This is a genomic window from Clavibacter rahimiani, from assembly GCF_052654495.1.
In genome coordinates this window covers 3,013,526-3,037,951 of sequence record NZ_CP199790.1, presented here as the reverse complement: position 1 = coordinate 3,037,951, position 24,426 = coordinate 3,013,526, and the positions used below count along the sequence as shown (strand labels likewise).

Here is a 24,426-nt window from a genome sequence, read left to right as displayed (position 1 = left end):
GGATCGTCCTCCTGTCGGGGCTCCCCAGCGGAGCCCGGTCATCGGTGCGATGTGCTGCGACCATCCCGTCGCGCCCGCCTGGGCGCCCGGTGGGAAGCCTCCGCATCCTCTGGGAACCGGGACGGGGCGGATCCCCGTCGATGCCCGCCGCCGTGCGCAGGACGCACCGTGCGGCGGATGCGCGGTTGGGGCGCTGCTGCTTGCGCCGTCGCGCATCGGGCGACAGGATGCCCGCCGCGGTCAGCCCAGGGCGTCCCGCATGCGCCGGATCTCGTCGGGACCCACGCGGCAGCAGCCGCCGACGAGCGAGGCGCCCGCCCGGATCCACGCCTCGACGGACGGCAGAGCCGGGTCGCCGTGCCAGCCGCGTGCGACCGCGTCCCAGCGCTCGCCGGAGTTCGGGTAGACGACCACGGGTCGGTCGGTCGCGCTCCGGGCCGCGGCGATCGCGGCCGGCACCTCGTCCGGGTGCGCGCAGTTGATCCCCACGGCGACGACCTCGTCCGCCTCCTCCGCCAGCGCGAACCCCTCGCGCATCGGCTCGCCCGAGCGCAGCCGGCCGTCGGCCACCGTGAACGCGAGCCAGACGGCGGTGCCCGAGCCGCGCGCGAGGTCCACCAGGGCGGCGCCCTCGTCGAGGCTCGGGATCGTCTCGCAGGCGAGGAGGTCGGCGCCCGCGTCGGCGAGCACGGCGAACCGGGGCGCGTGCCAGCGGCCGAGCTCCGCGCGCGTGAGGCCCGAGGATCCGCGGTACTCGGACCCGTCGCCGAGCGTCGCGCCGTACGGGCCGACCGACGCGGCGACCCACCGCTCGCGCGGAGTGCCCGCGTCGTCCCGGGCGACCCGGTCCCGGGCCTCCGCGGCGAGCCGCACGCTCGCGCGCAGCAGCTCCTCGGTCGCGGCGGCGTCCAGGCCGCGCTGCGCGAAGGCTGCGAAGCCCACCTGGTACGACGCCGTGATCGCGACGTCCGCGCCTGCCCGGAAGTACTCCTCGTGCGCTGCGCGCACCGCATCGGGCTCGTCAGCGAGCACGCGCGCGCTCCAGAGCGGATCCGACAGGTCGTGCCCGCGCGCCTCGAGCAGCGTGCCGAGGCCGCCGTCGAGCACCAGCGGGCGGTCGGGGAGGGGGAGCGGCCGGGTCATGCGGACATCCTGCCGGAGGGGCGGCCGGATCGGCGGTCCGCGACGTCGCGCGACGCGGCCCCGCCTGCCGCACCGGCCTTCGCGCGTCCTGCGGTCGCCGGCGGGCCCGCGACGCCCCGCTCCCCGGTACCGTGGACGCGACGGTGGGAGTCCCGATGAAGGATGACGACGACGTCGACCTGGTGATCGACGCGTGGGGTGCGGCCATGCCCGACGTCGACTTCGCGCCGCTCGACGTGGTGTCGAGGCTCCGGCGCCTGCTGCCGCAGATGCAGCGGATCCGCGAGGGCGCGTTCGCCGCCGAGGGCCTCACGACGAGCGAGTTCGAGTTCCTCTCCGTGCTGCGTCAGCAGGGCGACGCCGGCCTCACGCGCGCCGGGCTCGCCGAGCGGCTCGGCACCGACACGGGCAGCCTCGTGCACCGGGTGAACCGGCTGACCGCGCGCTCCTTCATCACGCGCGAGGAGGATCCGGCGGGCGGCCGCAGTCGGCTCGTGGTCCTCACGCCGTTCGGCATCGAGCGTGTCGACCGGGCGATGCGCCGCCTCGTGGCCGACGAGGACGAGGTGCTCGCCGACCTCAGCCGCGAGCAGATCGCGACGCTCATCGACAGCCTCCGCGTCATCGCCCGCACCACCGAGCGGGTCCGCGCGCGCCGCTCCTGACCGCCGGTGCGGCCCGGCGTCCACCCCCTGGCCGGCCGGATCCGTGCCGGAGCACGATGGACGCATGGCCGACACCGATCGCATCCCGCCCGCCGTCCTCTTCGACATCGACGAGACCCTCATCCACACGGGCGGCTCCGGCGCCCGCAGCTGGGCGATGGCGTTCCGCGACCTCCACGACGTCGAGGCCGACATCGGCGAGCACTCGTCGGCGGGGGAGACGGATCCGCAGGTCGGCACCGCCACCTTCCGCGGCGTGATGGGCCGGGATCCCCAGCCCGCCGAGCTCGCGCGCCTCTACGCCTCCTACCTCCGGCACCTCGCCGACGACATCCGCGCCTCCGAGGGCTACCGCGTGCTCGACGGCGCGGAGGCGCTGCTCGACCGGCTCGCCGACGCGGGCGTCGTGCTCGGCGTCGTCTCCGGCGCGATGGAGGGCGCGGCCCGCACGAAGATGGAGCCCGCCCGCCTCGGCCGGTTCTTCGTGTTCGGCGCCTACGGATCCGACTCGCCCGACCGGGTCGACGTGGTGCGCCGCGCCATCGCGACCGCCGGCACCCTGCGCGGCGCCGGGCCCGCGCGCGAGGAGGTCCTCGTCGTCGGCGACACCCCGAACGACATCACGTCCGCGCACGACGCGGGCGCCACGGCGGTCGGCGTCGCGAGCGGCCACTACTCGGCCGACGAGCTCCGCGACGCGGGTGCGGACCTCGTGCTCGACTCCCTGGAGGACCCGGCGCTGGAGCGGCTGCTCGGGCTCTGATCGCGGCCGGCCGCGCGGCCGCTAGTCGGTCCCGCGCAGCCGCGCGACCGTGTGCATCACGTGGTAGACGACGATCGCGGCGATGGTGCCGAGCGCGATGCCGTTGAACGAGACGGTGCCGAGCGTGAAGGTGAAGGGCGCGATCGCGACGATGAGCGCGGTCGCCGCCGTGAGCTGGTTGACGGGCTTCGAGAAGTCGACCCGGTTGTCCATCCAGATCTTCACGCCGATGATCCCGATGAGGCCGTAGAGCGCGGTGGTCACGCCGCCGAGCACGCCGGCGGGGATCGTGTTGATGACGGCGCCGACCTTGGGGGAGAGGCCGAGCAGCACCGCGAACGCGCCCGCCACCCAGTACGCGGCGGTCGAGTAGACGCGGGTGGCCGCCATCACGCCGATGTTCTCGCCGTAGGTCGTGGTGCCGGATCCGCCGCCGAGGCCCGCGACCACGGTCGCCAGGCCGTCGGCGAGGAGCGCGCGGCCGGTCAGCTTGTTGACCGACCCGTCGGTCATCTGCGCGACGCCGCGGATGTGGCCGACGTTCTCCGCGACGAGCACCAGCACGACGGGCAGGAACGCGGGCAGCAGCGACCAGAACTGCGGCGTGATCTCCGGTGCGTGGAACTCGGGCAGCCCGATCCACGCGGCGTCGGCGATCGCCGAGAAGTCGACCTCGCCGCGGATCACGGCCACGACGTACCCGATCACCACGCCGAGCACGATGGAGAGCCGGCCGAGGATCCCGCGGAACAGCACGGTCGAGAGGATCACGGCGGCGAGCGTGATGGTCGCCGTCACCGGCGCCACCACGAAGTTGTCGCGGGCCGCGGAGGCGAGGTTGAAGCCGATGAGCGCCACGATCGCGCCGGCGACCACGGGCGGGAGCAGCGCGTCGATCCAGCCGGTGCCCGTGAGCTGCACGATCCCGCCCACCACCGCCAGCAGGATCCCGACCGCCACGATGCCCGCGAGCGCCGCGCCGATGCCGCCGCCGCCCGACGCCGTGGCCGCGTTGGCCGCGAGGATCGGCGCGATGAACGCGAACGACGACCCGAGGTAGCTGGGCAGCCGGTTCTTGGTGATCAGGAGGAAGAGGAGCGTCCCGATCCCGGAGAAGAACAGCGTGGTCGTGGGCGGGAAGCCCGTGAGCACGGGCACGAGGAAGGTCGCGCCGAACATGGCGACCACGTGCTGCATCCCGAGCCCGATGGTGCGCGGCCAGGTGAGGCGCTCGCCGGGGCCGACGACCGCGGAGGCGTCCACCGCCTTGCCGTCGCCGTGGAGGGTCCAGATCTGTCGGGCCATGCTCGCCTGCTTCCGCGCGGGTGTGTGGGGAGACGCCCCGATCCGCGAGCGTACCGACGCCGTGTTGCGGCGGCGTTTCGGCGGGCGGATCCGGCGGCTCGGCGCGCGCTCAGCCCCGGCGGACGGCGATCCGGTTGGCCACGCCCCACACGAGGGCGAGCACGATCATCTGCCCGCCGATCCACCAGTCGATGTCGCCCATCATCGTCCGGACGAGGAAGGCGCCGCACGAGAGGAGGATCGCGGCGACGCCGACGGCGGCGAACCCGCGCTGGGCGAGCTGCCGGTCGCGCTCGTCGCGGTACTCGAGCCCTTCGATGCGCGTTGCGTCACTGGCCTCCGGCTGGGCCGCGACGACGGCCTGGATCAGGCCGACGACGGCGAACGCGGCGAGGAAGATCGCTCGATCCGCGTACCCGGCGATGAGAGCGACGACTGCAGCCAGCAGGAATGCGCCCACGATCACGACGTTCACGCGGGAGATCCCGCGCCGTTCAGTCGACTTCGACATGGAAGACCTCCTCGACGGTCCGGTGGAAGAAGCGGGCCGTCTTCACGGCGAGCCCGAGCGACGGGTCGTAGCGGCCCGTCTCGATCGCGTTGACGGTCTGGCGGGAGACGCCCAGGGCGTCGGCGAGGGCCTGTTGCGAGAGGCCGGCCGCGGTCCGGAGCTCCCTCACCTCGCTGCGCATGGATGACAAGCTAGCTTTACGTGGGAGAGGTGTCAAGCGCGCTTGACACCGCGTCCGGGAGGGCCGCAGCGGGGACGCCTAGGCTGGCCGCATGAGCGCCGAGACACCTCCGACCGGGATCCGCACCGACGAGCTGGACGAGGGGGTCAGGCCCCAGGACGACCTCTACCTCCACGTCAACGGCCGCTGGCTCGACCGCACCGAGATCCCCGACGACAAGGCCCGCTGGGGCTCGTTCCACCAGCTCGCGGAGGCGGCCGAGGAGGCCGTGCGCGTGATCATCGAGGAGGCCGTCGACGCCGCGCCCGGCACCGAGGAGCGCAAGTTCGGCGACCTCTTCACGAGCTTCATGGACGAGGAGCGGGTCGAGTCGCTCGGCGTCGAGCCCATCCGCGACCAGCTCGACGCGGCGGCCGCGGTCACCGACGTGCCGTCCTTCCTCCGCACGCTCGGCGAGCTCGAGCGGACGAACGTGAGTGGCCTCCTCGGCCTCTTCGTCGACAACGACCCGGGCGATCCCGAGCGCTACGTCGTGCAGGTCGAGCAGGGCGGCATCGGCCTCCCCGACGAGAGCTACTACCGCGAGGAGGGCCACGCCGGCATCCGCACGGCCTACCGCGCCTTCGTCGAGCGCATGCTCGGCCTCGCGCAGCTCGACGACCCCGCCGGCCGCGCCGACCGGATCCTCGACCTCGAGACCCGCATCGCCGCCGCCCACTGGGACAACGTCCGCACCCGCGACAGCCAGGCCACCTACAACCTCGTCACGTGGGCAGAGCTCCGCGCGCTCGTCGCGCAGGCGTCCGGCGCCGACCTCGACGTCTGGCGCGACGCCCTCCAGGCCCCCGCAGCCGCGCTCGACGAGGTCGTGCTCCGCGAGCCGAGCTTCGCCGAGGGCCTCGGCGCGCTCCTCACCGCCGACGAGATCCCGGCGCTCCGCGACTGGCTCACCTGGCAGGTCGTCCGCTCGAACGCGGCCCTCCTGCCGAAGGCCTTCTCCGAGGCGTCCTTCGACTTCTACGGCCGCACGCTCACCGGCGCGCCGGAGCAGCGCGTGCGCTGGAAGCGCGGCGTCTCGCTCGTCGAGGGATCCATGGGCGAGGCCATCGGCCGGATCTACGTCGACCGCCACTTCTCCCGCACCGCGAAGGCCGAGATGGACGTGCTCGTCGGGCACCTCGTCGAGGCCTACCGCGACTCCATCTCCGGCCTCGACTGGATGACGGCGGAGACCCGGGGGCGTGCCCTGGAGAAGCTCGACAAGTTCACCCCGAAGATCGGCTTCCCGGACCGCTGGCGCGACTACTCGGCGCTCGAGATCGACCCGACGGACCTCGTGGGCAACGTGCGTGCCACCGCCCGCTTCGAGACGCGCCGTGAGCTCGCCAAGATCGGCGCGCCGCTCGACCGCGACGAGTGGTTCATGACGCCGCAGACCATCAACGCGTACTACAACCCCGGCTTCAACGAGATCGTCTTCCCGGCCGCGATCCTGCAGTTCCCGTTCTTCGACGAGGCGCGCGATCCGGCCGCGAACTACGGCGCGATCGGCGCGGTCATCGGCCACGAGATCGGCCACGGCTTCGACGACCAGGGCTCCCGCTACGACGGCGACGGCCGCCTCACCGACTGGTGGACCCCGGCCGACCGCGCGGCGTTCGAGGAGCGCACGGCGTCGCTGATCCAGCAGTACGACGCGCTCGTGCCCGCGCAGCTGACGGCCGAGGGCGCCCCGCACGTCAACGGCGCGCTCACGATCGGCGAGAACATCGGCGACCTCGGCGGCCTCTCCATCGCGTGGAAGGCGTACCTCCTGTCGCTCGAGGGCGCGGAGCCGCCGGTGATCGACGGCCTCACGGGCGCGGAGCGCTTCTTCCTCTCCTGGGCGCAGGCCTGGCAGCAGAAGGGCCGCGACGCCGAGGTGATGCGCCTGCTCGCCATCGACCCGCACGCGCCGAACGAGTTCCGCTGCAACCAGATCGTCCGCAACATCGACGCGTTCTACGCGACGTTCGACGTGCAGCCGGGCGACGGCCTGTGGCTCGACGAGGAGGCCCGCGTCACCATCTGGTGACGCGCGGAGGATGGCCCCCACCGGCGAGGCTCCGCGGCACCGCCCCCGGCACACCGGGGGCGGCGTCGCGCGCCATCGCGGGCACGAGCCCGCGCCGTCGTTCCGGCCCGCCTTCCGCGCGCTCGGCGGCCTCGCCCTCGACGGGATGCGGGTCGCGGCCCGCGCCACCGACCTCGACTCCGGCGACGTCGTGCTCGCGGTCGACGACCACGTGGCGCTGCCCGCCGCGGGCCTCGGCCGCGTGCTGCTCCTCGTGGAGCTGTCGGCGCGCATGACCTCGGGCGACCTGTCGCCGCTGCACCTCGTCGACCGGCGGCGGGACGACGAGGGCGGCACGGCGGGCCTCTGGCGCCACCTCGTGGTGCCGTCGCTGCCCGTCACCGACCTCGCGTCGCTCGTCGGCGCGACCGGCGACGCCGCCGCGACCAACGCGCTCCTCGGCCTCGTCGGCCTCGACGCGGTGCGCACGCGCGCCGAGTCGCTCGGCCTCCGCCGCACGGCGCTCCTCGACGTGGCGCGCGGCAGCCGCGGGCCGGACGACGCCCCGCAGCTCTCCGTCGGATCCGCCCGCGAGCTCGCCTCGCTCTTCGCCTCGCTCGTGCACGGCGAGGTGGTGGACGAGGAGACGAGCACGCGCGTCGTCGGCTGGCTGGCGCTCAACACGGACCGGTCGATGGTCGCCGCCTCCTTCGGGCTGGACGCGCTCGTCAGCCGCGGCGGCGAGCACGGCATGGCGCTCGTCGACTGCACGGGCGTCGACGCGGGCGTGCGCGCCGAGGCCGGCGTGCTCCGCGGGCCGCGCGGCGCCGTCGCGTACGCCGTCATGGTCCACTTCGACGACGCGGACCTCCGCGCCCGGCTCGCCGTGCGCGACGCCCTGAGCGTCGTGGGGCTGGACCTCCTCGAGCACGTGCACTGAACCCGCGGGATCCGCCGGGCGTAGAGTCGGATGTCGCCCGCCCCCCGCCCGGACGACGGAGGAGACCCCGCATGACCGGCATGAACCCCGCCACCGCCAAGCGCCTCGCCCGCGACGACGTCGCGCCGATGTACGCGGAGGTGGACGCCGCGATCGCCCGCGCGGAGATCCCCGGCACCCCCGAGTGGCAGGAGAAGGTGCGCGGCCGCATCGTCATGGTGCGCCACGGCCAGACCGAGTGGAGCGTCAACGGGCGCCACACCGGCACGACCGACATCCCCCTCACGGAGACCGGCGAGGAGCAGGCGCGGGCCGTCGGCGCGGTGCTCTCGGGCACGGAGTTCGGCCTCGTGCTCGCCAGCCCGCGCTCGCGCGCGCTCCGCACCGCCGAGCTCATCGGCTACCGCGAGCAGGCCGAGGTCGACGACCGGCTCGTCGAGTTCGACTACGGCGCGTACGAGGGCCGCACGACCGCCGACATCCAGTCGGAGCGCGGCCACTGGGACCTGTGGACCGACGGCGTGCCCGCCGGCGACAGCCCGGGCGAGACGTCCCAGCAGGTCCGCGACCGTGTCCTCCAGGTGCTCGAGCGGGTCCTGCCGGTGCTGGAGTCCGGCCAGGACGTGCTGCTCGTCGCGCACGCCCACGTGATCCGCGCGCTCGCCGTCGCCTGGGTCGGCCTGCCCCCGGAGGCCGGCGGGATCCTCACCCTCTCGACCTCGACGCTCAGCGAGCTCGGCTTCGAGCACGGCCGCCACGCGATCATGCGCTGGAACTGCCCCGCCACCGGCTGGGCGCCGTCGCCCGCGGGCGGCAGCCGCTAGCGCTCGGCACCAGCACGGCGGGCCCCGTCGGCGCGGCCGCGCATCGGCCCGCCGCGTAGGATCGCCCCTCGTGGCACAGAAGAAGAAGCGCACCCGCACGGCCCCCTCGTCCTCCGCCCGCACCCGTCCGGGATCCCCGGCGAAGGCGCGCTCGGGGAACCCGGCACAGGTCCGGAAGGCGACGGCGCGCGACTGGATCTCCGGCGCCCGCATCCGCACCCTCCCGCTCGCCGTCGCCCCCGTCGCGATCGGCGCGGGAGCCGCCCGCGCGCTGGGCCCCGACGAGGGCGTCGACCTCCGCCTCGCGCTCCTCTGCCTCGCCGTCGCGGTGCTGCTGCAGGTCGGCGTGAACTACGCCAACGACTACTCCGACGGGATCCGCGGCACGGACGCCGTCCGCGTCGGCCCCGCCCGCCTCACCGGATCCGGCGCCGCGAAGCCCCGCACCGTGCTCACCGTCGCGCTGGCGTTCTTCGGCCTCGCCGCCGTCGCGGGCCTCGTCATCGTGCTGATCACCGGCCACTGGTGGCTCCTCGCGGTGGGCGCCGTCGCGATCGTCGCGGCCTACTTCTACACCGGCGGGAAGAAGCCCTACGGCTACGCCGGCCTCGGCGACGTGGTGGTCTTCGCCTTCTTCGGCCTGGTCGCGACCGCGGGCACGCAGTTCATCCTCATCGGCCGGATCACGGGCGAGGGCTGGCTGGGCGGCGTCGCGGCGGGCGGCTTCGCGTGCGCGGTGCTCATGGTCAACAACATCCGGGACATCGAGCAGGACGGGAAGGTCGGCAAGCGCACCCTCGCGGTGCGGCTCGGCCCGCGCGGGTCGCGCATCGTCTACTGCGTCGAGATCGCGATCGCGTACGCGGTCGTCGTCTTCTTCAGCCTCTTCTACCCGAAGGCGCTGCTCGTGCTGTTCACGCTCGTGCTCGCGCTGCCGGCCGCGATCATCGCCTGCACCGGCCGCACCCCCAAGGAGCTGATCCTCTCGCTGCAGCTCACGAGCATGGCCGCCCTCACGTTCGGCCTCGGCCTCGGGGCGGCGTTCGCGTTCTGAGCGGGGACGCGCCGACCGGGCTGGCGGACGCCCTCGCGGCGACGCACGAGGTGGCGGTCGTCGAAGGCATCGGCCTGATGCTCCGCCCGCGGTCGGGCACCAGCGGGCGGGCCGTGCTGGTGGTGGACGCCCCCTTCACGGCGTGGTGGGGCGCGCTCGTGGTCGCGGATCCCGGCGGCGCGCCTGCCCGGCTGCTGTCGGCGCTCGCCGCTGCCGACGCCGATGCGCGGCCGACGGAGCGCTACCGGGTGCTCGACGGGGACGCGCTGGTGCCGTCGGTCCGGCCGCGCGGCCCGGTGCTCCGCGACACCTCGCCGCCGTCGGCGGGCGGCCGCTGGGTCGCGTACGTGCCACACGACGGCGAGTGAGCGGATCCGGATCGCGACGGTCGGCGCGACGGCGCGGGCGCGGGCCGTCCGGCGATCAGGTCAGGCGCTCGGTCAGGTGGACGGCGACCGGATCCCCGAGGTCCTTGCCGAGCTTCCTCCGCAGCTTCGCGCTGATCGACAGCATGTGACCACCCGTGCCGGTCGGCAGGAGGCCGGCTGTGAGCGGCTCGCCGTCCACGGTCGCGACGACCTTGACCGCCTTGCCCGTGCCGAGGAGCTCGACCGAGCCGGGCACCTCGACGCAGGACCAGAGGTCGCCCTTGACGGTGACGCCGATGGGCGCCGTGAATGCGAGGTCGAGGGGGCCGGGGCTCACGGGTGCGGATCCTCCTCGACGTGGCGGCTGATGCGGGCACGAGCGTACCGGGAGCCGGTGCTTCGGCTCCAGCCCCCGAGGGGGCTGCGTCAGCTGCGCTCGGCCTCGCCGTCGGCGCGCGGGGTAGCGGCACTCGAGGCGCCGGCGTCGCGCGCGGCGGCGTCGGGGGATCCGGCGGCCCGCGCCCGGCGCTCGGCGGCGTCGACCGCGGCGTCCTCGGAGTCGTCGTCCGCGACGGGCTTGCGGCGGCCCGCGGCGACGGCCTCGAGGTCCCGCGCCATGGCCTCGCGCTGGGGGCGCAGGAAGATGTACGACCCGCAGAACGACACCACCGCGCCGATGACGGCGGCCAGGGGCCAGAAGTCCGGGCTCACCGCGACCACGAGGCCGAACGGGACGGCGAACAGGAGGATGCGGACGACGGTGTAGACGAGCCAGTAGCGACGGGAACTCACCGGGTCAGCATAGGTCGGACGGCTGGGCGGAGCCTCGGCCTCCCGCGCGACGCCGCCCAGCCGGAGCCCGGCCCGCGCCCCCTTCCCGCTCGCTGGACGCCCGGCTACCTCCCCGGTTGCGGAGCTACCATCGGGAGATGCCCCGCCTGCTGATCGGTCTCGCCGTCGTGATCGTGTTCTTCACGGTCTTCGTCATCGTGGACACCTCCCTGACGCCGCGGACCCGCATGCGCGGTCTCCCCAAGCCCGCCTGGATCGCGGTGGTCGTCCTCGTGCCCCTCATCGGCGGCATCCTCTGGCTCACCATCGGCAAGGACCGCACGGACCTCGCCCGATCCTCCGGTCGCCGCCTCGGTCCGGACGACGACCCCGACTTCCTCTCCGGCCTCGGCCGCACGCGCTCGGAGGAGGAGCGGATCCGCCGTCTCGAGCAGGAGCTCGCCGACCTCGACAGCGACGGCCCCGACACGCCGCCCGCCCCGGGCGCACCCGGCGGATCCCCGCGCCCCAGCCCGGACGACGACGACCGCGCGCCGGGCCGCCGGGACGCCTGACCGCCGGTGACCACCACCGACTCCCGACCCGCCCGCCCGTCCTCCACCGCACCCCGCACCGGCAACCCGTCCACGGACCGGGCCATCGCGATGATGCTCGCGCTCGTGCGCGAGGGCGTCACTGACGTGGTGCTGTGCCCCGGATCCCGCTCCCAGGCCCTCGCGCTCGTCGCGGCCGAGCTGGAGCGCGTCGAGGGCGTGCGCCTGCACGTCCGCATCGACGAGCGGGCCGCCGGGTTCCTGGCGCTCGGGCTCGGCGTCGAGTCCGGCCGGCCCGCGCCCGTCATCACCACGTCCGGCACCGCCGTCGCGAACCTGCACCCGGCCGTCCTCGAGGCGTGGCACTCGGGGGTCCCGATGCTGCTCCTCACGGCCGACCGGCCCGCCGAGCTCCGCGGCATCGCGAGCAACCAGACCACCCGCCAGCCGGGGATGTTCGGCGACCGCGTCGTCGGCGTCGACGTGCCGGCGCCCGAGGAGACCGACGACGACCTCGCGCGCGACGCCGTCATCGCGCGCGACGCGTACCGCCGGGCGCGCGATGAGCGGACGCCCGTGCACGTGAACGCCGCCTTCCGGGATCCGCTGAGCGTCCGCGTGCCGGACCTGGCCGAGGCCGCCGCGGAGGCCCGCGCCGATGCCGATGCCGACGCCGGTGGTGCCGCCGATGCCGGTGCCGCCTCCGCGCAGGCCGCCGACGTCCTCGACCTCCCGCACGGCCCGCGCACGCTCGTCGTCGCCGGGCACGCCGCGGGCGAGGCCGCCGAGGCGCTCGCGCGCGCCGGAGGCTGGCCGCTCGCCGCCGAGATCTCCAGCGGATCCCACTTCGGCCCGAACCTCGTCGTCTCCTTCCGCGAGCTGCTCGCCCGCCCCGGCTTCGGCGACCGCGTCGAGCGCGTGGTCGTGTTCGGGCACCCCACCCTCACGCGCGAGGTCCCGCTGCTCGTGGGGCGCGACGACGTCGAGGCGATCGTCGTCGGATCCACCGGCGGCGAGGACTACGACCCGCGCCACCGCGTCACCGCCCACCCGGCCGCCGTGCGCGTGGTCGGCGAGCCCGCGGATCCGACGGGGGCCCGCCGCTGGCTCGGCACCTGGGTCACGGAGAGCCGGGCGATCCTCGACGAGGCGACCGACGCCGACGCCGCGCCGCTCGTCCCCGCCGGCATCACGCCCGCCGAGCGCCGCGAGTTCGCGCGCGCGGAGCTCGCCGCGGTGCGCGCCGACGTCACGCGCCGCCACCTCGTGCGCGCCGTGTGGCAGGCCACCTGGCCGCACGACCGCCTCGTGCTCGGGGCGTCGCGCCTCATCCGCGAGGCCGACCGCGCGCTCCCCGGCAAGCGCGTGCGCGTCCACGCCAACCGCGGCCTCGCCGGCATCGACGGCACGATCTCCACCGGCCTCGGCGTCGCGCTCGCCTCGCAGGCAGGACCCGGCACCTCCGCCGCGGGCGTCACGCGCGTGCTCGTGGGCGACCTCACGCTCCTGCACGACGTCGGCTCGCTGCTCCTGGGCACGGGCGAGCGGGTCCCGCGGATCCAGGTCATCGTCGGCAACGACGGCGGCGGCACGATCTTCGACGGCCTCGAGGTGTCGCGCACCGCCGCGCCCGACGCCATCGACCGCGTCATGTTCACGCCCCAGCGGGTGGACCTCGCGTCCCTCGCGCGCGCCTACGGCTGGACCCACCTCCGCGCGGCCACGCACGGTGAGCTGGAGGCGGCGCTCACGACCGTGTCCGACGCGCCGCTCCTCATCGAGGTGCCGCTGGTCCGGTAGCGCGGCGCGCTCGTCACTTCTCGTGCGCCGCCCTGGAGCGGGACTAGCCCAGCGCCTCCACGACGGGCCGGAACTTCATGGCCGTCTCGGCGCGCTCGCGCTCCGGGTCGGATCCCGCGACGATCCCGGCGCCCGCGTGCGCGACGATGGCGCCCGACGGATCCACCTGGGCCCCGCGCAGCGCGATGGCCCACTCGCCGTCGCCGTCGGCCGCGACCCAGCCGACCGGCCCGGCGTACCGGCCGCGGTCGGCGGGCTCGAGCTCCGCGATCAGCTCCAGCGCCGCGGCGGTGGGGTGCCCGGCGACCGCGGCCGTCGGGTGCAGCGCGCCCACGAGGTCGAGCGAGGAGGATCCGTCGCCCAGCGTCCCCGTGACGTCGCTCGCCAGGTGCCACAGGTTGGGCAGCTTGAGCGTGAAGGGCGCGTCGGTCGTCCGGAGGTCGCGGCTGTGCGGGCGGAGGGCGTCGAGGACGCTGTCGCGCGCGAACGCGTGCTCCTCGTTGTCCTTGGGGGAGGCGGCGAGGCCGGCGGCCGCGGCGGCGTCGGCCCGCGCGTCCGTCCCGCGCGAGACCGTGCCCGCGAGCACGCGCGCCCCCACGGTGCCGCCGCCGACGCGCACGAGCGTCTCGGGGCTCGCGCCGATGAGGCCGTCGACCGCGTAGGTCCAGCAGTCCGGGTAGCCGAGCGCGAAGCGGCTGAGGGCGAGGCGGAGGTCCCCGCCGAGGGGGAGGCGGCCCACGAGGTCGCGCGCGAGCACGACCTTCTTCAGGTCGCCGGCTGAGATGGCGGCGACGGCGCGCGCGACGGCGGCCTGGTAGTCGTCGGGGCCCATGGATCCCGGCCGCAGGTGCAGGCGGTACTCGGCGCCGGATCTCTCGGGCACGGGGATCGCGCCGGCGGCGAGCGCGTCGAGGGGGGAGGCGACGTCGTCGTCCTCCTGGTCGGCCAGGCGGATCCGCGTCACCCACGACACCCCGTCGCGCCGGCCGACGACGACGCGCGGCACGACGAGCACGCTCGCGGCCTCCGAGTCGTCCGCGAAGGCGAAGGCGCCGAACGCGATGAGGCCGGTGCCGGGGATCCCGAGCGGATCCGTCACGGTCGCGCCCGCGGCGACCTCGCGCCACGCGGCGGCGGCCTCCCGCACGCGGTCGGGCCCGTGGAACTCGAGCCGGAGCGCCTCGCCGATGCCGCCCATCCCGGATCCGTGCCGCAGCCACAGGAGGGGGTGGCGGGCGTCGAGGAGGGGGACGAGCCGGGCGATGGAGTCGACGGGGGTGGTGTCGACGAGGAGCGCTCGGACGCGGGTGGCGGTCACGGACGCCAGCCTACCGCCGGGGATCCGGGCCTCCCGGGGACGCCCGAGGCACCGCCCGACGCGCCCTGGAGGGCCCGCCGACCGCTCCCCGGGCCGCCCGTCCACCCCGCGCGGCCGCCTCCCGCCCCCGTCCTCTGATCGGCCCCTGGGCATCCGACCGCCGCCCATCGCGTGCCCAGCGCGCCCGAATAGACTGGGTGCGTGATGCGAGCAGACCTCAGCAAGAAGCCCGGCCAGGTGTCGGCCATGTTCGACGAGGTCTCGAGCGCCTACGACCGCACGAACGCCCTCCTCTCGGTCGGCAACGACCAGCTGTGGCGCATCGCGACCACGCGGGCCGTCGCCCCCGTCGCGGGCGAGCGGATCCTCGACCTCGCGGCCGGCACGGGCACCTCGAGCGCCGCGCTCGCCGCCTCCGGCGCCCACGTCGTCGCCGCCGACTTCTCCGAGGGCATGCTCGAGGTCGGCCGCCGCCGGCACGCGGGCAACCCGCGCATCGAGTTCGTGCACGCCGACGCCACCGACCTCCCCTTCGACGACGACGCGTTCGACGCCGTCACCATCTCCTTCGGTCTCCGCAACGTGGTCGAGCCGAGGAAGGGCCTCGACGAGCTCCTCCGCGTGCTCAAGCCCGGCGGCCGCATCGTCATCTGCGAGTTCAGCACGCCGCCCGCGCCCCTCGTGCGCCGCGGCTACGACCTCTACATGAAGACGGTCGCGCCGGCCCTCACGAAGCTCGTGAGCTCCAACGCCAGCGCCTACGAGTACCTCAACGAGTCGATCCAGGCCTGGCCCGACCAGGAGACGCTGAGCTCCTGGCTCCGCGCCGCCGGGTTCGCGTCGGTCGAGCACCGCGACCTCACCGCGGGGATCGTGGCGCTGCACCGCGGCGTCAAGCCCGCCGGCCGTCACGCCGCTCCCCGTCCCGCCGCGTCCTGACCGCGCCTGAACCTCCACAGACAAGGACGCCGATCATGAGTCCGAGCCTCCCGCTCGCCCGGCGCGGCACCTCCGTCGCCTCCCACGCGAGCCTCACCGAGCGCCTCTTCGCGTCCTCGGACGACCGCCGCATGGCCCGCAGCATCGACGACGGCCTCGCGCTCGTCGAGGAGCAGCTCCTCCGCGAGGTGCGCTTCGCCGACGACGTGGCCGACGTCACCACGCGCTACCTGCTCGACGCGGGCGGCAAGCGCGTGCGCCCGATGCTCGCCCTCCTCATCGCCCAGCTCGGCGAGGGGAACACGCAGCAGGTCGTGGACGCGGCGGTCGCCATCGAGATCACGCACCTCGCGTCGCTTTACCACGACGACGTCATGGACGAGGCGGACATGCGCCGCGGCGTCCCGAGCGCGCAGGCCGTGTGGGGCAACTCCGTCGCGATCCTCGCGGGCGACCTCCTGTTCGCGCGCGCCAGCAAGATCGTCGCCGACCTCGGCCCCCGCGCCATCCGCCTCCAGGCCGCCACGTTCGAGCGCCTCGTGCTCGGGCAGCTGCACGAGACCATCGGCCCGCGCGAGGGACAGGATCCCATCGCGCACTACCTCGACGTCCTCGCCGACAAGACCGGATCCCTCATCGCCTGCGCGGCGCAGATGGGCGTCATCTACTCCGGCGCGGACCCCGAGCTCGAGTCCGCCGTGCTGGCGTTCGGCGAGCGCACGGGCGTCGCGTTCCAGCTCGTGGACGACGTGCTCGACCTCGCCGACCAGCCCGAGGAGACCGGCAAGCTCGCCGGCACCGACCTCCGGGCCGGCGTCTCGACGCTCCCGCTCCTCTACCTGACCCGGCTCGCCGCCACCGACCAGGGCGCGGCGACGCTGCTCGCCCGCATCCAGCGGGACGTGGAGCACGAGGAGACGCCGGAGTCCGAGGCCGACCTCACCGCCGCCATCGCCGAGCTCCGCGACCACGAGGTCACGGCGCGCACCATCGCGGAGGCCCACCGCTGGGCCGCCGAGGCGGTCGAGGCCCTGGCCCCCCTCCCGGAGGGGCCGGTCAAGAAGGCGCTCACGCGCTTCGCCGACACCATCGTCGAGCGCACGCGCTAGCTGCCGCTCGTCCCCGCCGGCTCTCGCGGGGATCCGCACCACCACGCCCCCACCGCCGGAACGGGGACGACGACGAACAGAAGGACACCAGTGACCAAGCTCAGGCTGGCCATCGTGGGCGCAGGGCCCGCGGGCATCTACGCGGCCGACATCATCCTGAAGGCCGAGAAGCAGTTCGACGTCTCCATCGACCTCTTCGAGCGCCTCCCCGCGCCGTACGGCCTCGTCCGCTACGGCGTCGCGCCCGACCACCCCCGCATCAAGGGCATCATCGGTGCGCTCCGCGACGTGCTCGACCGCGGCGACATCCGGATCTTCGGCAACGTCGACTACGGCCGCGACATCACCCTCGAGGACCTGCAGCGGCACTACAACGCCGTCATCTTCTCCACGGGCGCGATCCGCGACGCCGAGCTCGACATCCCGGGCATCGACCTGCCGGGCTCGTACGGCGCCGCCGACTTCGTCAACTGGTTCGACGGGCACCCCGACTTCCCGCGCGACTGGCCGCTCGACGCCCGCGAGGTCGCCGTCATCGGCAACGGCAACGTGGCGCTCGACGTGGCGCGCATGCTCTCCAAGCACGCGGACGACCTGCTGCCCACCGAGATCCCGGACAACGTCTACGCGGGCCTCAAGCGCTCGCCCGTCACCGACGTGCACGTCTTCGGCCGCCGCGGTCCCGCGCAGGTCAAGTTCACGCCGCTGGAGCTCCGCGAGCTCGGCGAGGTGCCCGACGTCGACGTCGTCGTGTACGACGAGGACTTCGGCGTGGATCCCGCCGCCGAGGAGGCCGCGAAGACCAACAAGCAGGTCATGGTCATCAGCCGCGTGCTGGAGAAGTGGCGCACGCGCGAGGCCGGCACCGCGTCCCGTCGCCTCCACCTGCACTTCTACTCGCGCCCCGCGGAGGTGCTGGCGTACGACACGGCCGAGCCGCGCGTCGCGGGCCTCCGCATCGAGCGCACGCGTCCCGACGGCCACGGCGGCGTCGAGGGCACGGGCGAGTTCCGCGACGTGCCCGTGCAGGCGATCTACCGGGCGGTCGGCTACTTCGGCTCGCCCGTCGACGGCATCCCGTTCGACGAGCGCCGCGGCGTGATCCCGAACCACGAGGGCCAGGTCCTCGACATGGACAACACACGCATCCCCGGCGTCTACGCCACGGGCTGGATCAAGCGCGGCCCCATCGGCCTCATCGGGCACACCAAGTCCGACGCCATGGAGACCGTCTCGCACGTGCTCAACGACCAGGGCGACTGGTGGACGCCGGAGGCCCCCGAGGAGCAGGCGATCGTCGACCTGCTCAATTCGCGGGGCATCGAGTTCACCGACCTGTCCGGCTGGCACGCGCTCGACCAGCACGAGATCGCCCTCGGCGCCCCGCACGGCCGCGCCCGCATCAAGGTGGTCGAGCGCGACGAGATGCTCACGGCGTCGCGCGCGCGGCAGTCCGTCTGATCCGTCCCTCCTGATCGACGCCGACGGGCGTCCGCGGTCCTCCCGTGGGCGCCCGTCCGTCGTCCGTCCCCAGGTCGCGGCGGCCCGAGCCGGCCGCCGCGGCCGAGCGCCTAGGGTCACCGCGTGATCCCCGCCGCCCCGCCCCTCCTCCTCGCCGCGGCCGGTCTCGCGGGCGCCGCCGTCGGAGCCGGGTCCCCGGCCCTCGCCCGCGTCGCCCTCGCCGGCGGACGCCGGGCGGACGGCCTCGACGCGCGGCCCCTCGGTCCGCTCCCGGGGCTCGGCGCGCCCGCGGCGGTCATCGCCGCGCTCGTCACGGGGATCCTCGCCGCGCTCGTCGTCGCCGAGGCCCCGCCCACGCACCTCGCACCGGCGCTGCTGCTGGTCGCCGTCGGCCCGGTCCTCGTGCTCGCCGACCTCGCCGCGCACCGGCTGCCCGACCGGGCGACGGCCCCCGCGGCCCTCGCGGCCGGCGCCCTCGCCCTGGCCGTCGGCGGATCCGGCCTCCTACTGCAGGCGGTCGCGTGCGGGGCGTCCGCCGTCCTCGTCCTCGCGCTGCTGCAGGCGGCGACGGGCGGCGGCCTCGGCACCGGCGACGTGAAGCTCGCCGGCGTCGTGGGCCTGGTGCTCGGGCAGATCGGGGCCGCGGAGGTCGCGCTGGGGCTCGCGGCCGGCACGCTGCTCGGCGGCGTCGCGGCGACCGTCCTGCTGGTCGGCGGTCGGGCGCGGGCCACGACGGCCGTCCCCTTCGGACCCTGGATCGTGCTCGGCGCGCTCGTGGTGGCGTCGTTCCCCACTACGCTCGCGTGAGCGTGCGGACGACCCCGGCCGATGGTTGCCTGTGCGTACCTCTCCTCATGCTCCGACAGGCGTACGGTGGAGGAAGTGTCCAAGACCCCGGCATCGACGTACTGACGAGCCAGAGGAAAAGACATGGCACAGAGATCCCACGCACTGCTGCACGACGAGACCGGAGTGCTCCTGGCTGCCGCCTCGCGCGCCGTGGTCTCGCTCTACCGGCCGCTGCTGCAGCCGCTCAACCTGACGCACCCGCAGTACCTCGTGCTGCTGGCGCTCGACGAGGAGGAGCCGCAGGCGGTGGTCGACCTCGCCGAGAAGCTCCACCTGACCCCCGGCACCCTGTCGCCGCTGCTGAAGCGCCTCGAGGTGTTCGGCTACGTTACGCGCTTCCGCGACACCACCGACGAGCGCCGCCTCTCGGTCGGCCTCACCGACGCGGGTCGCGACATGCTCCCCGTCATCTGGCGGGTCGGCGACCAGGTCCGCCGCGACATCGCGGTCGACCCCGCCGATGACGCGGGCGACTCGCAGCTTCACGCGCTCCTGCAGGCGGTGCTCGACCGGGCCGTCGCGCACGAGCAGGCGGATCCGCGGGGCGACCGGGCCGCATCCGACGCCTGACCCGGCGCACAGCCGGAGGACGGCCGACCTCGGCGGGTCGGCCGCATCCCGCGGCTACTGCACGCCCGAGGTGAGCCGCGCCAGGTTGTCGAGCACGGTGCTGAACCGCGTGCGGCGGCTCCACTCCTCGAGCGTGAGCTCGCGGCTGCGCGCCCGGTAGCCGTCCTCGATCCGGCGCATCTCGCGCACGAAGCCCGGCCCGCGCACCATCAGCGAGACCTCCATGTTCAGGCTGAACGACCGCATGTCCATGTTGCTGGATCCGATGACGGCCACGTCGTCGTCGATCGTGAAGTGCTTGCTGTGCAGGATGTACGGCGCCCGGTACATCCAGATCCGCACGCCCGCCTTCAGCAGCTCCTCGTAGTAGGAGCGCTGCGCGTGGTACACGACGGGCTGGTCGCCGATCTCGCTCACGAACAGCTCCACCGACAGCCCGCGCTGCACGGCCGTGGTGATCGCGTACCGCATCGAGTCGTCCGGCACGAAGTACGGCGACGTGATCACGATGCGCTCCTGCGCGTAGTAGAGCAGCGCGTTGAACAGGCGCAGGTTGTTCTCGCCGGGGAACCCGGGTCCGGAGGGCACGACCTGGCAGTCGAGCTCCTCGTCGTCCTCCGTCGCCGCGATCTCGATCGGCTCCGTCTCGCGCACGAGCAGCTGGTCGGTCTCCGCGTACCAGTCGGTGATGAAGATCGCGTTCAGGCCGCTGACGATGGGGCCCTCGAGCCGGGTCATGAGGTCCTGCCACGTGAGCCCGCGCTTGCGGTTGACGACCTTGTTGTAGCTGCGATGCACCATGTTCTGCGAGCCCATGAACCCCACGCGCCCGTCGACCACGAGCACCTTGCGGTGGTTGCGGAGGTCCGGCCGCTGGTACCGCCAGCGCAGGGGCTGCACGGGGAGCATGAGCTGCCAGTCCGCGCCGATCGCCGTGAGCTTCCGCGTCGTGCGCCGGTAGCCGGGCGCGCGCAGCGAGGCGATGTGGTCGAGGAGCACGCGCACGGTCACGCCGCGCTGGACGGCGCGCTCGAGCGCGTCGAAGAACGGCGCGCTCGTCACGTCCCAGGCGAGGATGTAGAACTCGACGTGCACGTAGCGCGTCGCCTTCTCGACCTCCGCGGTCATGGCCGCGATGGACTCGTCGTAGTGGCTGTAGAGCTTCGCCCGGTTGCCGCCGACGAGCGGCATGGCGCCGAGGGTGCGGTTGAGCTCCACGACGGAGTCGAGCCAGCCGGGCCAGGAGTGCTCGCGCGTCACGCGCTCGATGCCCTCGGTCGACTCGATGATGAACCGGTTGATCTCCTGCTGCTTCTCCCGGCGCCGCTTCGGCAGCCGCGTCGAGCCGATGAGGAGGAACAGGAGGATGCCGAGGTACGGCAGGAAGAAGATCGCCATGAGCCACGCCATGGCGGTGGACGGCCGGCGGTTCCGGGGGATGACCAGCAGGGCCGTGATGCGCACGATGAAGTCGACGACGACCAGCAGCCCCGCGAGGATGAGGGTGGTCATCGAGGGATCCATCAGCCGGAGTCTATCCGGCGGCCCGCCCGGGTCCGCGGGGCGCGGCGCCCGCGGGACACGCGCCGGGACGCGGCCGCGCGGGCCCCGGGATCAGCGGAAGTTGACGAACTGCAGGTCGAGGTCGACGTCCGCGCCCTTGAGCAGCGCGATGGTCTGCTGCAGGTCGTCGCGGCTCTTGCTCGAGACGCGGAGCTCGTCGCCCTCGACGCGGCTCTTGATGCTCTTCGGGCCCTCGTCGCGGATGATCTTGCCGAGCTTCTTCGCGTTCGCCTGGTCGATGCCCTGCTTGAGGGTGACCTCGATGCGGTACTCCTTGCCGGACGCGAACGGCTCGCCCTCGTCGAGGCTCTTGAGGCCGATGCCGCGCTTGATCATCTTCGACTGCAGCACGTCGAGGATCGCCTTCACGCGCTCCTCGCTCGTGGCCTTCATGAGGATGGTGTCGCCGCTCCACTCGATGGAGGCGCCCACGTTCTTGAAGTCGTAGCGCTGCTCCACCTCCTTCTGGGTCTGGTGGACGGCGTTGTCCGCCTCCATGCGGTCGACCTTGCTGACGACGTCGAACGAGGAATCTGCCATGCCGACCATGTTAAGGGACGGCGGCGGGGGAGCGGCGGGCGACGGGAGGCCGGCGGCCGGGCGGCGGCGGGTGAGCGGTCGGGCCGGCGGGGCGCGCGCGGGCGATTTCGGTTCGCGGGCCGGCGACCGCTATCATCGACGAGCGTCTCCGGTCCGTGATCACACAGGTCGGGTGCGCATGGCGAGTTACCCTAGCGGCCAAAGGGATCTGACTGTAAATCAGACGGCTCAGCCTTCGGGGGTTCGAATCCCTCACTCGCCACCGAACGGAACGGCCCCGCAGTCGCGGGGCCGTTCGTCTGCCCCGACGCGTCCGTCGGGGCCCACCCGCGCCGGCACCGTCGCCCGCGCGCCCGACGACCTGGATCCCATCGATGTTCCCCGCCGCCCCCGGCCCCCGCACGCGCGCGCTCGGCACCTCCGGCGTCGTCGTGTCCACCCTCGGCCTCGGCACGAGCGGCTTCGGCTGGACCGCCGACCGCGACGAGTCCTGGGCGATCCTCGACGCCTACCGCGAGGGCGGCGGCACCTTCGTCGACACGGCGTCGTCGTACTCGCAGTGGGTGCCCGGCCACGCCGGCGGCGAGTCCGAGGCGATCATCGGCGGCTGGCTGGCCGCGCGCGGCTGCCGGGACGACGTGGTGGTCGGCACCAAGGTCGGCAAGAGCCGTGACGCGCCGGGCACCTCGGCCGACTCCATCCGCCGCGGCGTCGACGCGTCGCTCCGCCGGCTCGGCACGACGCACGTCGACATCGTGCACGCGCACCTCGACGACACCCGCACGCCGCTCGAGGAGACCGTCGCGGCGCTCTCCGACCTGGTGACGCAGGGCAAGGCCCGGCTGGTCGGCGTCTCCGGCTTCACCCCGGAGCGGATCGAGCAGGCGCTCGCGCTGGCGCACGGAGCCGGCGACGTGCCCGTGGGCGTGGTGCAGGAGGAGTACAGCCTGCTGGCGCGCGAGCGGACCGAGGGGCGGCTGCAGGCGGTCGTGCGGCAGGAGGGCGTCGGCCTCGTCGCCCACAGCGTGCTCGCCAAGGGCTTCCTCACCGGCAAGTACCTGCCGGGCGCGCCCGCCGTGCCGTCGGCCCGGGCGCTCGATGCGGAGCACTTCATGACGCCGGGCGGGCACGCCACGGTGCGGGCGGCCGAGGAGGTCGCGCGGATGCGCGGCGTCACGGTCGCCGAGGTCGCGATCGCGTGGGTGCTCGGGCGGCCGGGGATCGCGAGCGCGCTGGTCGGCGCGCGCACGGCCCGGCAGATCCGGCAGCTGATGCCCGCCGCGCAGCTCGTCCTCGACGACGACGAGGTCTCCCGGCTCGCGTCCGCCGCGGCCCGCGCGACCCGCGACGAGAGCGCCTGACCCGCGCCCGTCCTCCCCTCCGCCGCGCGCCGCCCGCCGTATCCTGAGGCGACCGCCGCCCGACCCGCGAGGAGTTCCCGTGTCCCGTCCCTGGCCCGAGGGCTCCTACATCGCCGCCCTGCTCGTGATGACCACCGCGACCGGCGCCATCGACGGCGTGAGCTACCTCGCCCTCGACCGCGTCTTCACGGGCAACATGACCGGCAACGTGCTCTTCATCGGCTTCGGCCTCGTGGGCGTCGCCGACATCCCCGTGCTCAACAACGTCGTGGCGCTCCTCGCCTTCATGCTCGGCGCGGTCGTCGCGTCCCGCATCACCCGGCGTGCGCCCACGGACGTGCACCTGCCGCGGTCCTCCGTCTGGATCCTCGTCGCGGGCACCGCGCTCACCCTCGCGCTCGCCGTCGTCTGGCTCGCGGTGGGCGCGCTCGACACCGGCGTGATGATCGCGATCACGGGCGTCCTCGCGCTGCTGCTCGGCGCGCAGGCGGCCGCCGTGAAGAGCATCGGCCTGCGCGACCTCTCGACGGTGGTCGTGACCATGACGATGGTGAACCTCTCCTCGGACAGCCGCGTCGCCGGCGGCTCGGGCGCGGCCTGGGCGCGGCGCGTGGGCGCGATCGTCTGCATGGGGCTCGGCGCCCTGGTGGCCGCGCTCATCACCACGCACGTCGGCGGCGCGTGGGCGCTCCTCGCGGCGGGCGGGCTGATGGTGCTGGGCGTCGCGCTGCTGTGGAACGCGCGGCGCGTGGAGCGGAAGCGCCTCCGCGAGGGCGGCGCCGCGATCCCGGCGGTCGACGAGCGCTCGGGCGTCGCGCCGGCCTGAGCCCCGTTCCCGTTCCCGCGCCCGGCCGCGGCCCGGCCCACCGCCTCTGGCAGGGTGGGAGCATGACCTCCCCCGGTGACACCGCGCTCCTGACCATCGCCCGCGACATCGCCACCCGCGCCGGGGAGCTCGCGCTCCGCCGCCGCCGGGAGGGCGTCGAGGTCGCGGCGTCGAAGTCGAGCCCCGAGGACATCGTCACGCACACGGACCGCGAGACCGAGGACCTCATCCGGCAGGCGCTCCAGGACGTGCGGCCCGACGACGGGTTCCTCGGCGAGGAGTCCGAGGGCACGTCCGGCACCTCGGGCCTCACCTGGGTCGTCGACCCCATCGACGGCACCGTCAACTTCCTCTACGGCATCCCCGCGTGGGCCGTGAGCATCGCCGTGGTCGAGGGCGAGGCGGATCCGCTCACCTGGACGGCGCGCGCCGGCTGCGTCGTGAACCCGACGCTGGGCGAGGTGTACACGGCGACCGCGGGCGGCGGATCCGCGCTCGACGGACGTCCGCTGGCCGTCAACGCGGGCGTGCCGCTGTCCCTCGCGCTCGTCGGCACGGGCTTCTCCTACGGCGCCGAGAAGCGCATGCAGCAGGGCCGCGTCATCACCGACCTGCTCGGCGAGGTGCGCGACATCCGCCGCATCGGCGCCGCGTCGCTCGATCTCTGCAACGTGGCGGCGGGCCGCACGGACGCGTACTTCGAGCGGGGGCTGAAGCCCTGGGACCACGCGGCGGGCGCCCTCATCGCGGCGGAGGCCGGCGCGCGGGTGACCGGGATCGGCGGCGGCCCGGCCTCGGCGGACCTCCTGATCGCGGCGGATCCCGAGCTCGCGCGTGCCCTCGAGGAGCGGCTGGAGCGCCCGCGCGCATAGCCCCTCGAGGCCCCTCCGCGCATCCCCCGGGTGGCGCGAATGCCTTCCTCCGGTTAGCCTTTACCGATCCGTTACATCACGGCCGG

The 24,426-nt window shown here is 74.3% G+C and carries 26 protein-coding genes and 1 tRNA gene; 18 read left to right on the top strand and 9 right to left on the bottom strand.

The features are described from left to right. Positions 1–240: 240 nt before the first annotated feature. Positions 241–1,143, bottom strand: a complete 903-nt coding sequence (gene mmuM / locus ACT7CP_RS14485; RefSeq protein ID WP_445442735.1) for a homocysteine S-methyltransferase — start codon at positions 1,141–1,143, stop codon at positions 241–243. A gap of 155 nt (positions 1,144–1,298) precedes the next feature. Between mmuM and ACT7CP_RS14480 the strand changes: the two genes are divergently transcribed. Continuing rightward, the gene (locus ACT7CP_RS14480) at positions 1,299–1,808 is read left to right on the top strand and encodes a MarR family winged helix-turn-helix transcriptional regulator (RefSeq protein ID WP_041464758.1); all 510 of its coding nucleotides are present in this window, start codon (positions 1,299–1,301) and stop codon (positions 1,806–1,808) included. Positions 1,809–1,872: 64 nt separating this feature from the next. Beyond that, entirely contained in the window at positions 1,873–2,571 is a 699-nt protein-coding gene (locus ACT7CP_RS14475; protein ID WP_445442734.1) for an HAD family hydrolase, read from the top strand. A 21-nt stretch (positions 2,572–2,592) separates the two neighbouring features. On the opposite strand, the gene ACT7CP_RS14470 is transcribed toward ACT7CP_RS14475, so the two are convergent. The 3 genes from ACT7CP_RS14470 to ACT7CP_RS14460 form a co-directional block, all read right to left on the bottom strand. Then, on the bottom strand, positions 2,593–3,876 hold the full coding sequence (locus tag ACT7CP_RS14470; RefSeq protein ID WP_413961695.1) for a uracil-xanthine permease family protein: 1,284 nt from the start codon (positions 3,874–3,876) through the stop codon (positions 2,593–2,595). 109 nt (positions 3,877–3,985) lie between these two features. Then, complete coding sequence (locus tag ACT7CP_RS14465) at positions 3,986–4,387, bottom strand: hypothetical protein (protein WP_445442733.1); 402 nt, start codon at positions 4,385–4,387, stop codon at positions 3,986–3,988. After that, entirely contained in the window at positions 4,371–4,568 is a 198-nt protein-coding gene (locus ACT7CP_RS14460; RefSeq protein WP_413961693.1) for a helix-turn-helix transcriptional regulator, read from the bottom strand. The genes ACT7CP_RS14465 and ACT7CP_RS14460 overlap by 17 nt, the downstream gene beginning before the upstream one ends. Positions 4,569–4,659: 91 nt before the next feature. Here ACT7CP_RS14460 and ACT7CP_RS14455 point away from each other — a divergent pair, with 91 nt between their 5' ends. The 5 genes from ACT7CP_RS14455 to ACT7CP_RS14435 all read left to right on the top strand — a co-directional run bounded on the left by ACT7CP_RS14455 (position 4,660) and on the right by ACT7CP_RS14435 (position 9,807). Next, complete coding sequence (locus tag ACT7CP_RS14455) at positions 4,660–6,642, top strand: M13 family metallopeptidase (protein ID WP_445442732.1); 1,983 nt, start codon at positions 4,660–4,662, stop codon at positions 6,640–6,642. Positions 6,643–6,652: 10 nt separating this feature from the next. Continuing rightward, a complete protein-coding gene (locus ACT7CP_RS14450) occupies positions 6,653–7,561 on the top strand; it encodes a serine hydrolase (protein WP_445442731.1) in 909 nt (302 codons plus the stop codon). A 71-nt stretch (positions 7,562–7,632) separates the two neighbouring features. Then, positions 7,633–8,385, top strand: coding sequence for a histidine phosphatase family protein (locus ACT7CP_RS14445; RefSeq protein WP_445442730.1), 753 nt, complete (start codon positions 7,633–7,635; stop codon positions 8,383–8,385). Positions 8,386–8,455: 70 nt separating this feature from the next. Further along, the gene (locus ACT7CP_RS14440; RefSeq protein WP_445442729.1) at positions 8,456–9,439 is read left to right on the top strand and encodes a 1,4-dihydroxy-2-naphthoate polyprenyltransferase; all 984 of its coding nucleotides are present in this window, start codon (positions 8,456–8,458) and stop codon (positions 9,437–9,439) included. A gap of 50 nt (positions 9,440–9,489) precedes the next feature. Further along, positions 9,490–9,807 (top strand): hypothetical protein, encoded by a 318-nt coding sequence (locus ACT7CP_RS14435; protein ID WP_445442728.1) that lies wholly within the window; start codon positions 9,490–9,492, stop codon positions 9,805–9,807. A gap of 55 nt (positions 9,808–9,862) precedes the next feature. Here ACT7CP_RS14435 and ACT7CP_RS14430 read toward each other — a convergent pair whose 3' ends face one another. Beyond that, entirely contained in the window at positions 9,863–10,144 is a 282-nt protein-coding gene (locus ACT7CP_RS14430; RefSeq protein WP_445442727.1) for a DUF1905 domain-containing protein, read from the bottom strand. Between the two features lie 89 nt (positions 10,145–10,233). Next, complete coding sequence (locus tag ACT7CP_RS14425; protein WP_445442726.1) at positions 10,234–10,599, bottom strand: DUF4229 domain-containing protein; 366 nt, start codon at positions 10,597–10,599, stop codon at positions 10,234–10,236. 137 nt (positions 10,600–10,736) lie between these two features. Here ACT7CP_RS14425 and ACT7CP_RS14420 point away from each other — a divergent pair, with 137 nt between their 5' ends. Further along, a complete protein-coding gene (locus tag ACT7CP_RS14420; protein WP_413961685.1) occupies positions 10,737–11,153 on the top strand; it encodes a PLD nuclease N-terminal domain-containing protein in 417 nt (138 codons plus the stop codon). Between the two features lie 6 nt (positions 11,154–11,159). After that, positions 11,160–12,932 carry a 2-succinyl-5-enolpyruvyl-6-hydroxy-3-cyclohexene-1-carboxylic-acid synthase gene (menD, locus tag ACT7CP_RS14415; protein WP_445442725.1) on the top strand — a complete coding sequence of 591 codons (1,773 nt, stop codon included), beginning with the start codon at positions 11,160–11,162 and terminating at the stop codon, positions 12,930–12,932. Between the two features lie 43 nt (positions 12,933–12,975). Here the strand turns inward: menD and ACT7CP_RS14410 are convergent, their stop codons facing one another. Further along, positions 12,976–14,250 (bottom strand): isochorismate synthase, encoded by a 1,275-nt coding sequence (locus ACT7CP_RS14410; RefSeq protein WP_445442724.1) that lies wholly within the window; start codon positions 14,248–14,250, stop codon positions 12,976–12,978. A gap of 204 nt (positions 14,251–14,454) precedes the next feature. Here ACT7CP_RS14410 and ubiE point away from each other — a divergent pair, with 204 nt between their 5' ends. From ubiE to ACT7CP_RS14385, 5 genes are all read left to right on the top strand, one after another. Continuing rightward, positions 14,455–15,189: a bifunctional demethylmenaquinone methyltransferase/2-methoxy-6-polyprenyl-1,4-benzoquinol methylase UbiE gene (gene ubiE, locus ACT7CP_RS14405; protein ID WP_413962575.1), complete on the top strand. Its 735-nt coding sequence runs from the start codon at positions 14,455–14,457 to the stop codon at positions 15,187–15,189. 35 nt (positions 15,190–15,224) lie between these two features. Continuing rightward, positions 15,225–16,298 carry a polyprenyl synthetase family protein gene (locus ACT7CP_RS14400; protein ID WP_413961679.1) on the top strand — a complete coding sequence of 358 codons (1,074 nt, stop codon included), beginning with the start codon at positions 15,225–15,227 and terminating at the stop codon, positions 16,296–16,298. A 90-nt stretch (positions 16,299–16,388) separates the two neighbouring features. Continuing rightward, on the top strand, positions 16,389–17,759 hold the full coding sequence (locus ACT7CP_RS14395) for an FAD-dependent oxidoreductase (RefSeq protein ID WP_445442723.1): 1,371 nt from the start codon (positions 16,389–16,391) through the stop codon (positions 17,757–17,759). 123 nt (positions 17,760–17,882) lie between these two features. Continuing rightward, positions 17,883–18,566, top strand: coding sequence for a prepilin peptidase (locus tag ACT7CP_RS14390; protein WP_445442722.1), 684 nt, complete (start codon positions 17,883–17,885; stop codon positions 18,564–18,566). Positions 18,567–18,689: 123 nt separating this feature from the next. Then, positions 18,690–19,178 carry a MarR family winged helix-turn-helix transcriptional regulator gene (locus tag ACT7CP_RS14385; RefSeq protein WP_445442721.1) on the top strand — a complete coding sequence of 163 codons (489 nt, stop codon included), beginning with the start codon at positions 18,690–18,692 and terminating at the stop codon, positions 19,176–19,178. 54 nt (positions 19,179–19,232) lie between these two features. Here ACT7CP_RS14385 and cls read toward each other — a convergent pair whose 3' ends face one another. Both cls and ACT7CP_RS14375 read right to left on the bottom strand, forming a co-directional pair. After that, positions 19,233–20,702, bottom strand: coding sequence for a cardiolipin synthase (gene cls / locus ACT7CP_RS14380; RefSeq protein WP_445442720.1), 1,470 nt, complete (start codon positions 20,700–20,702; stop codon positions 19,233–19,235). 90 nt (positions 20,703–20,792) lie between these two features. Next, positions 20,793–21,281 (bottom strand): YajQ family cyclic di-GMP-binding protein, encoded by a 489-nt coding sequence (locus tag ACT7CP_RS14375; protein ID WP_413961674.1) that lies wholly within the window; start codon positions 21,279–21,281, stop codon positions 20,793–20,795. Between the two features lie 180 nt (positions 21,282–21,461). Between ACT7CP_RS14375 and ACT7CP_RS14370 the strand changes: the two genes are divergently transcribed. From ACT7CP_RS14370 to ACT7CP_RS14355, 4 genes are all read left to right on the top strand, one after another. After that, positions 21,462–21,543 (top strand) — tRNA-Tyr (locus ACT7CP_RS14370). Between the two features lie 112 nt (positions 21,544–21,655). Further along, positions 21,656–22,642, top strand: a complete 987-nt coding sequence (locus tag ACT7CP_RS14365; RefSeq protein ID WP_413961673.1) for an aldo/keto reductase — start codon at positions 21,656–21,658, stop codon at positions 22,640–22,642. A gap of 79 nt (positions 22,643–22,721) precedes the next feature. After that, the gene (locus ACT7CP_RS14360) at positions 22,722–23,468 is read left to right on the top strand and encodes a YoaK family protein (RefSeq protein WP_445442719.1); all 747 of its coding nucleotides are present in this window, start codon (positions 22,722–22,724) and stop codon (positions 23,466–23,468) included. Positions 23,469–23,530: 62 nt separating this feature from the next. After that, positions 23,531–24,340: an inositol monophosphatase family protein gene (locus tag ACT7CP_RS14355; RefSeq protein WP_413961671.1), complete on the top strand. Its 810-nt coding sequence runs from the start codon at positions 23,531–23,533 to the stop codon at positions 24,338–24,340. Positions 24,341–24,426 lie beyond the last annotated feature (86 nt).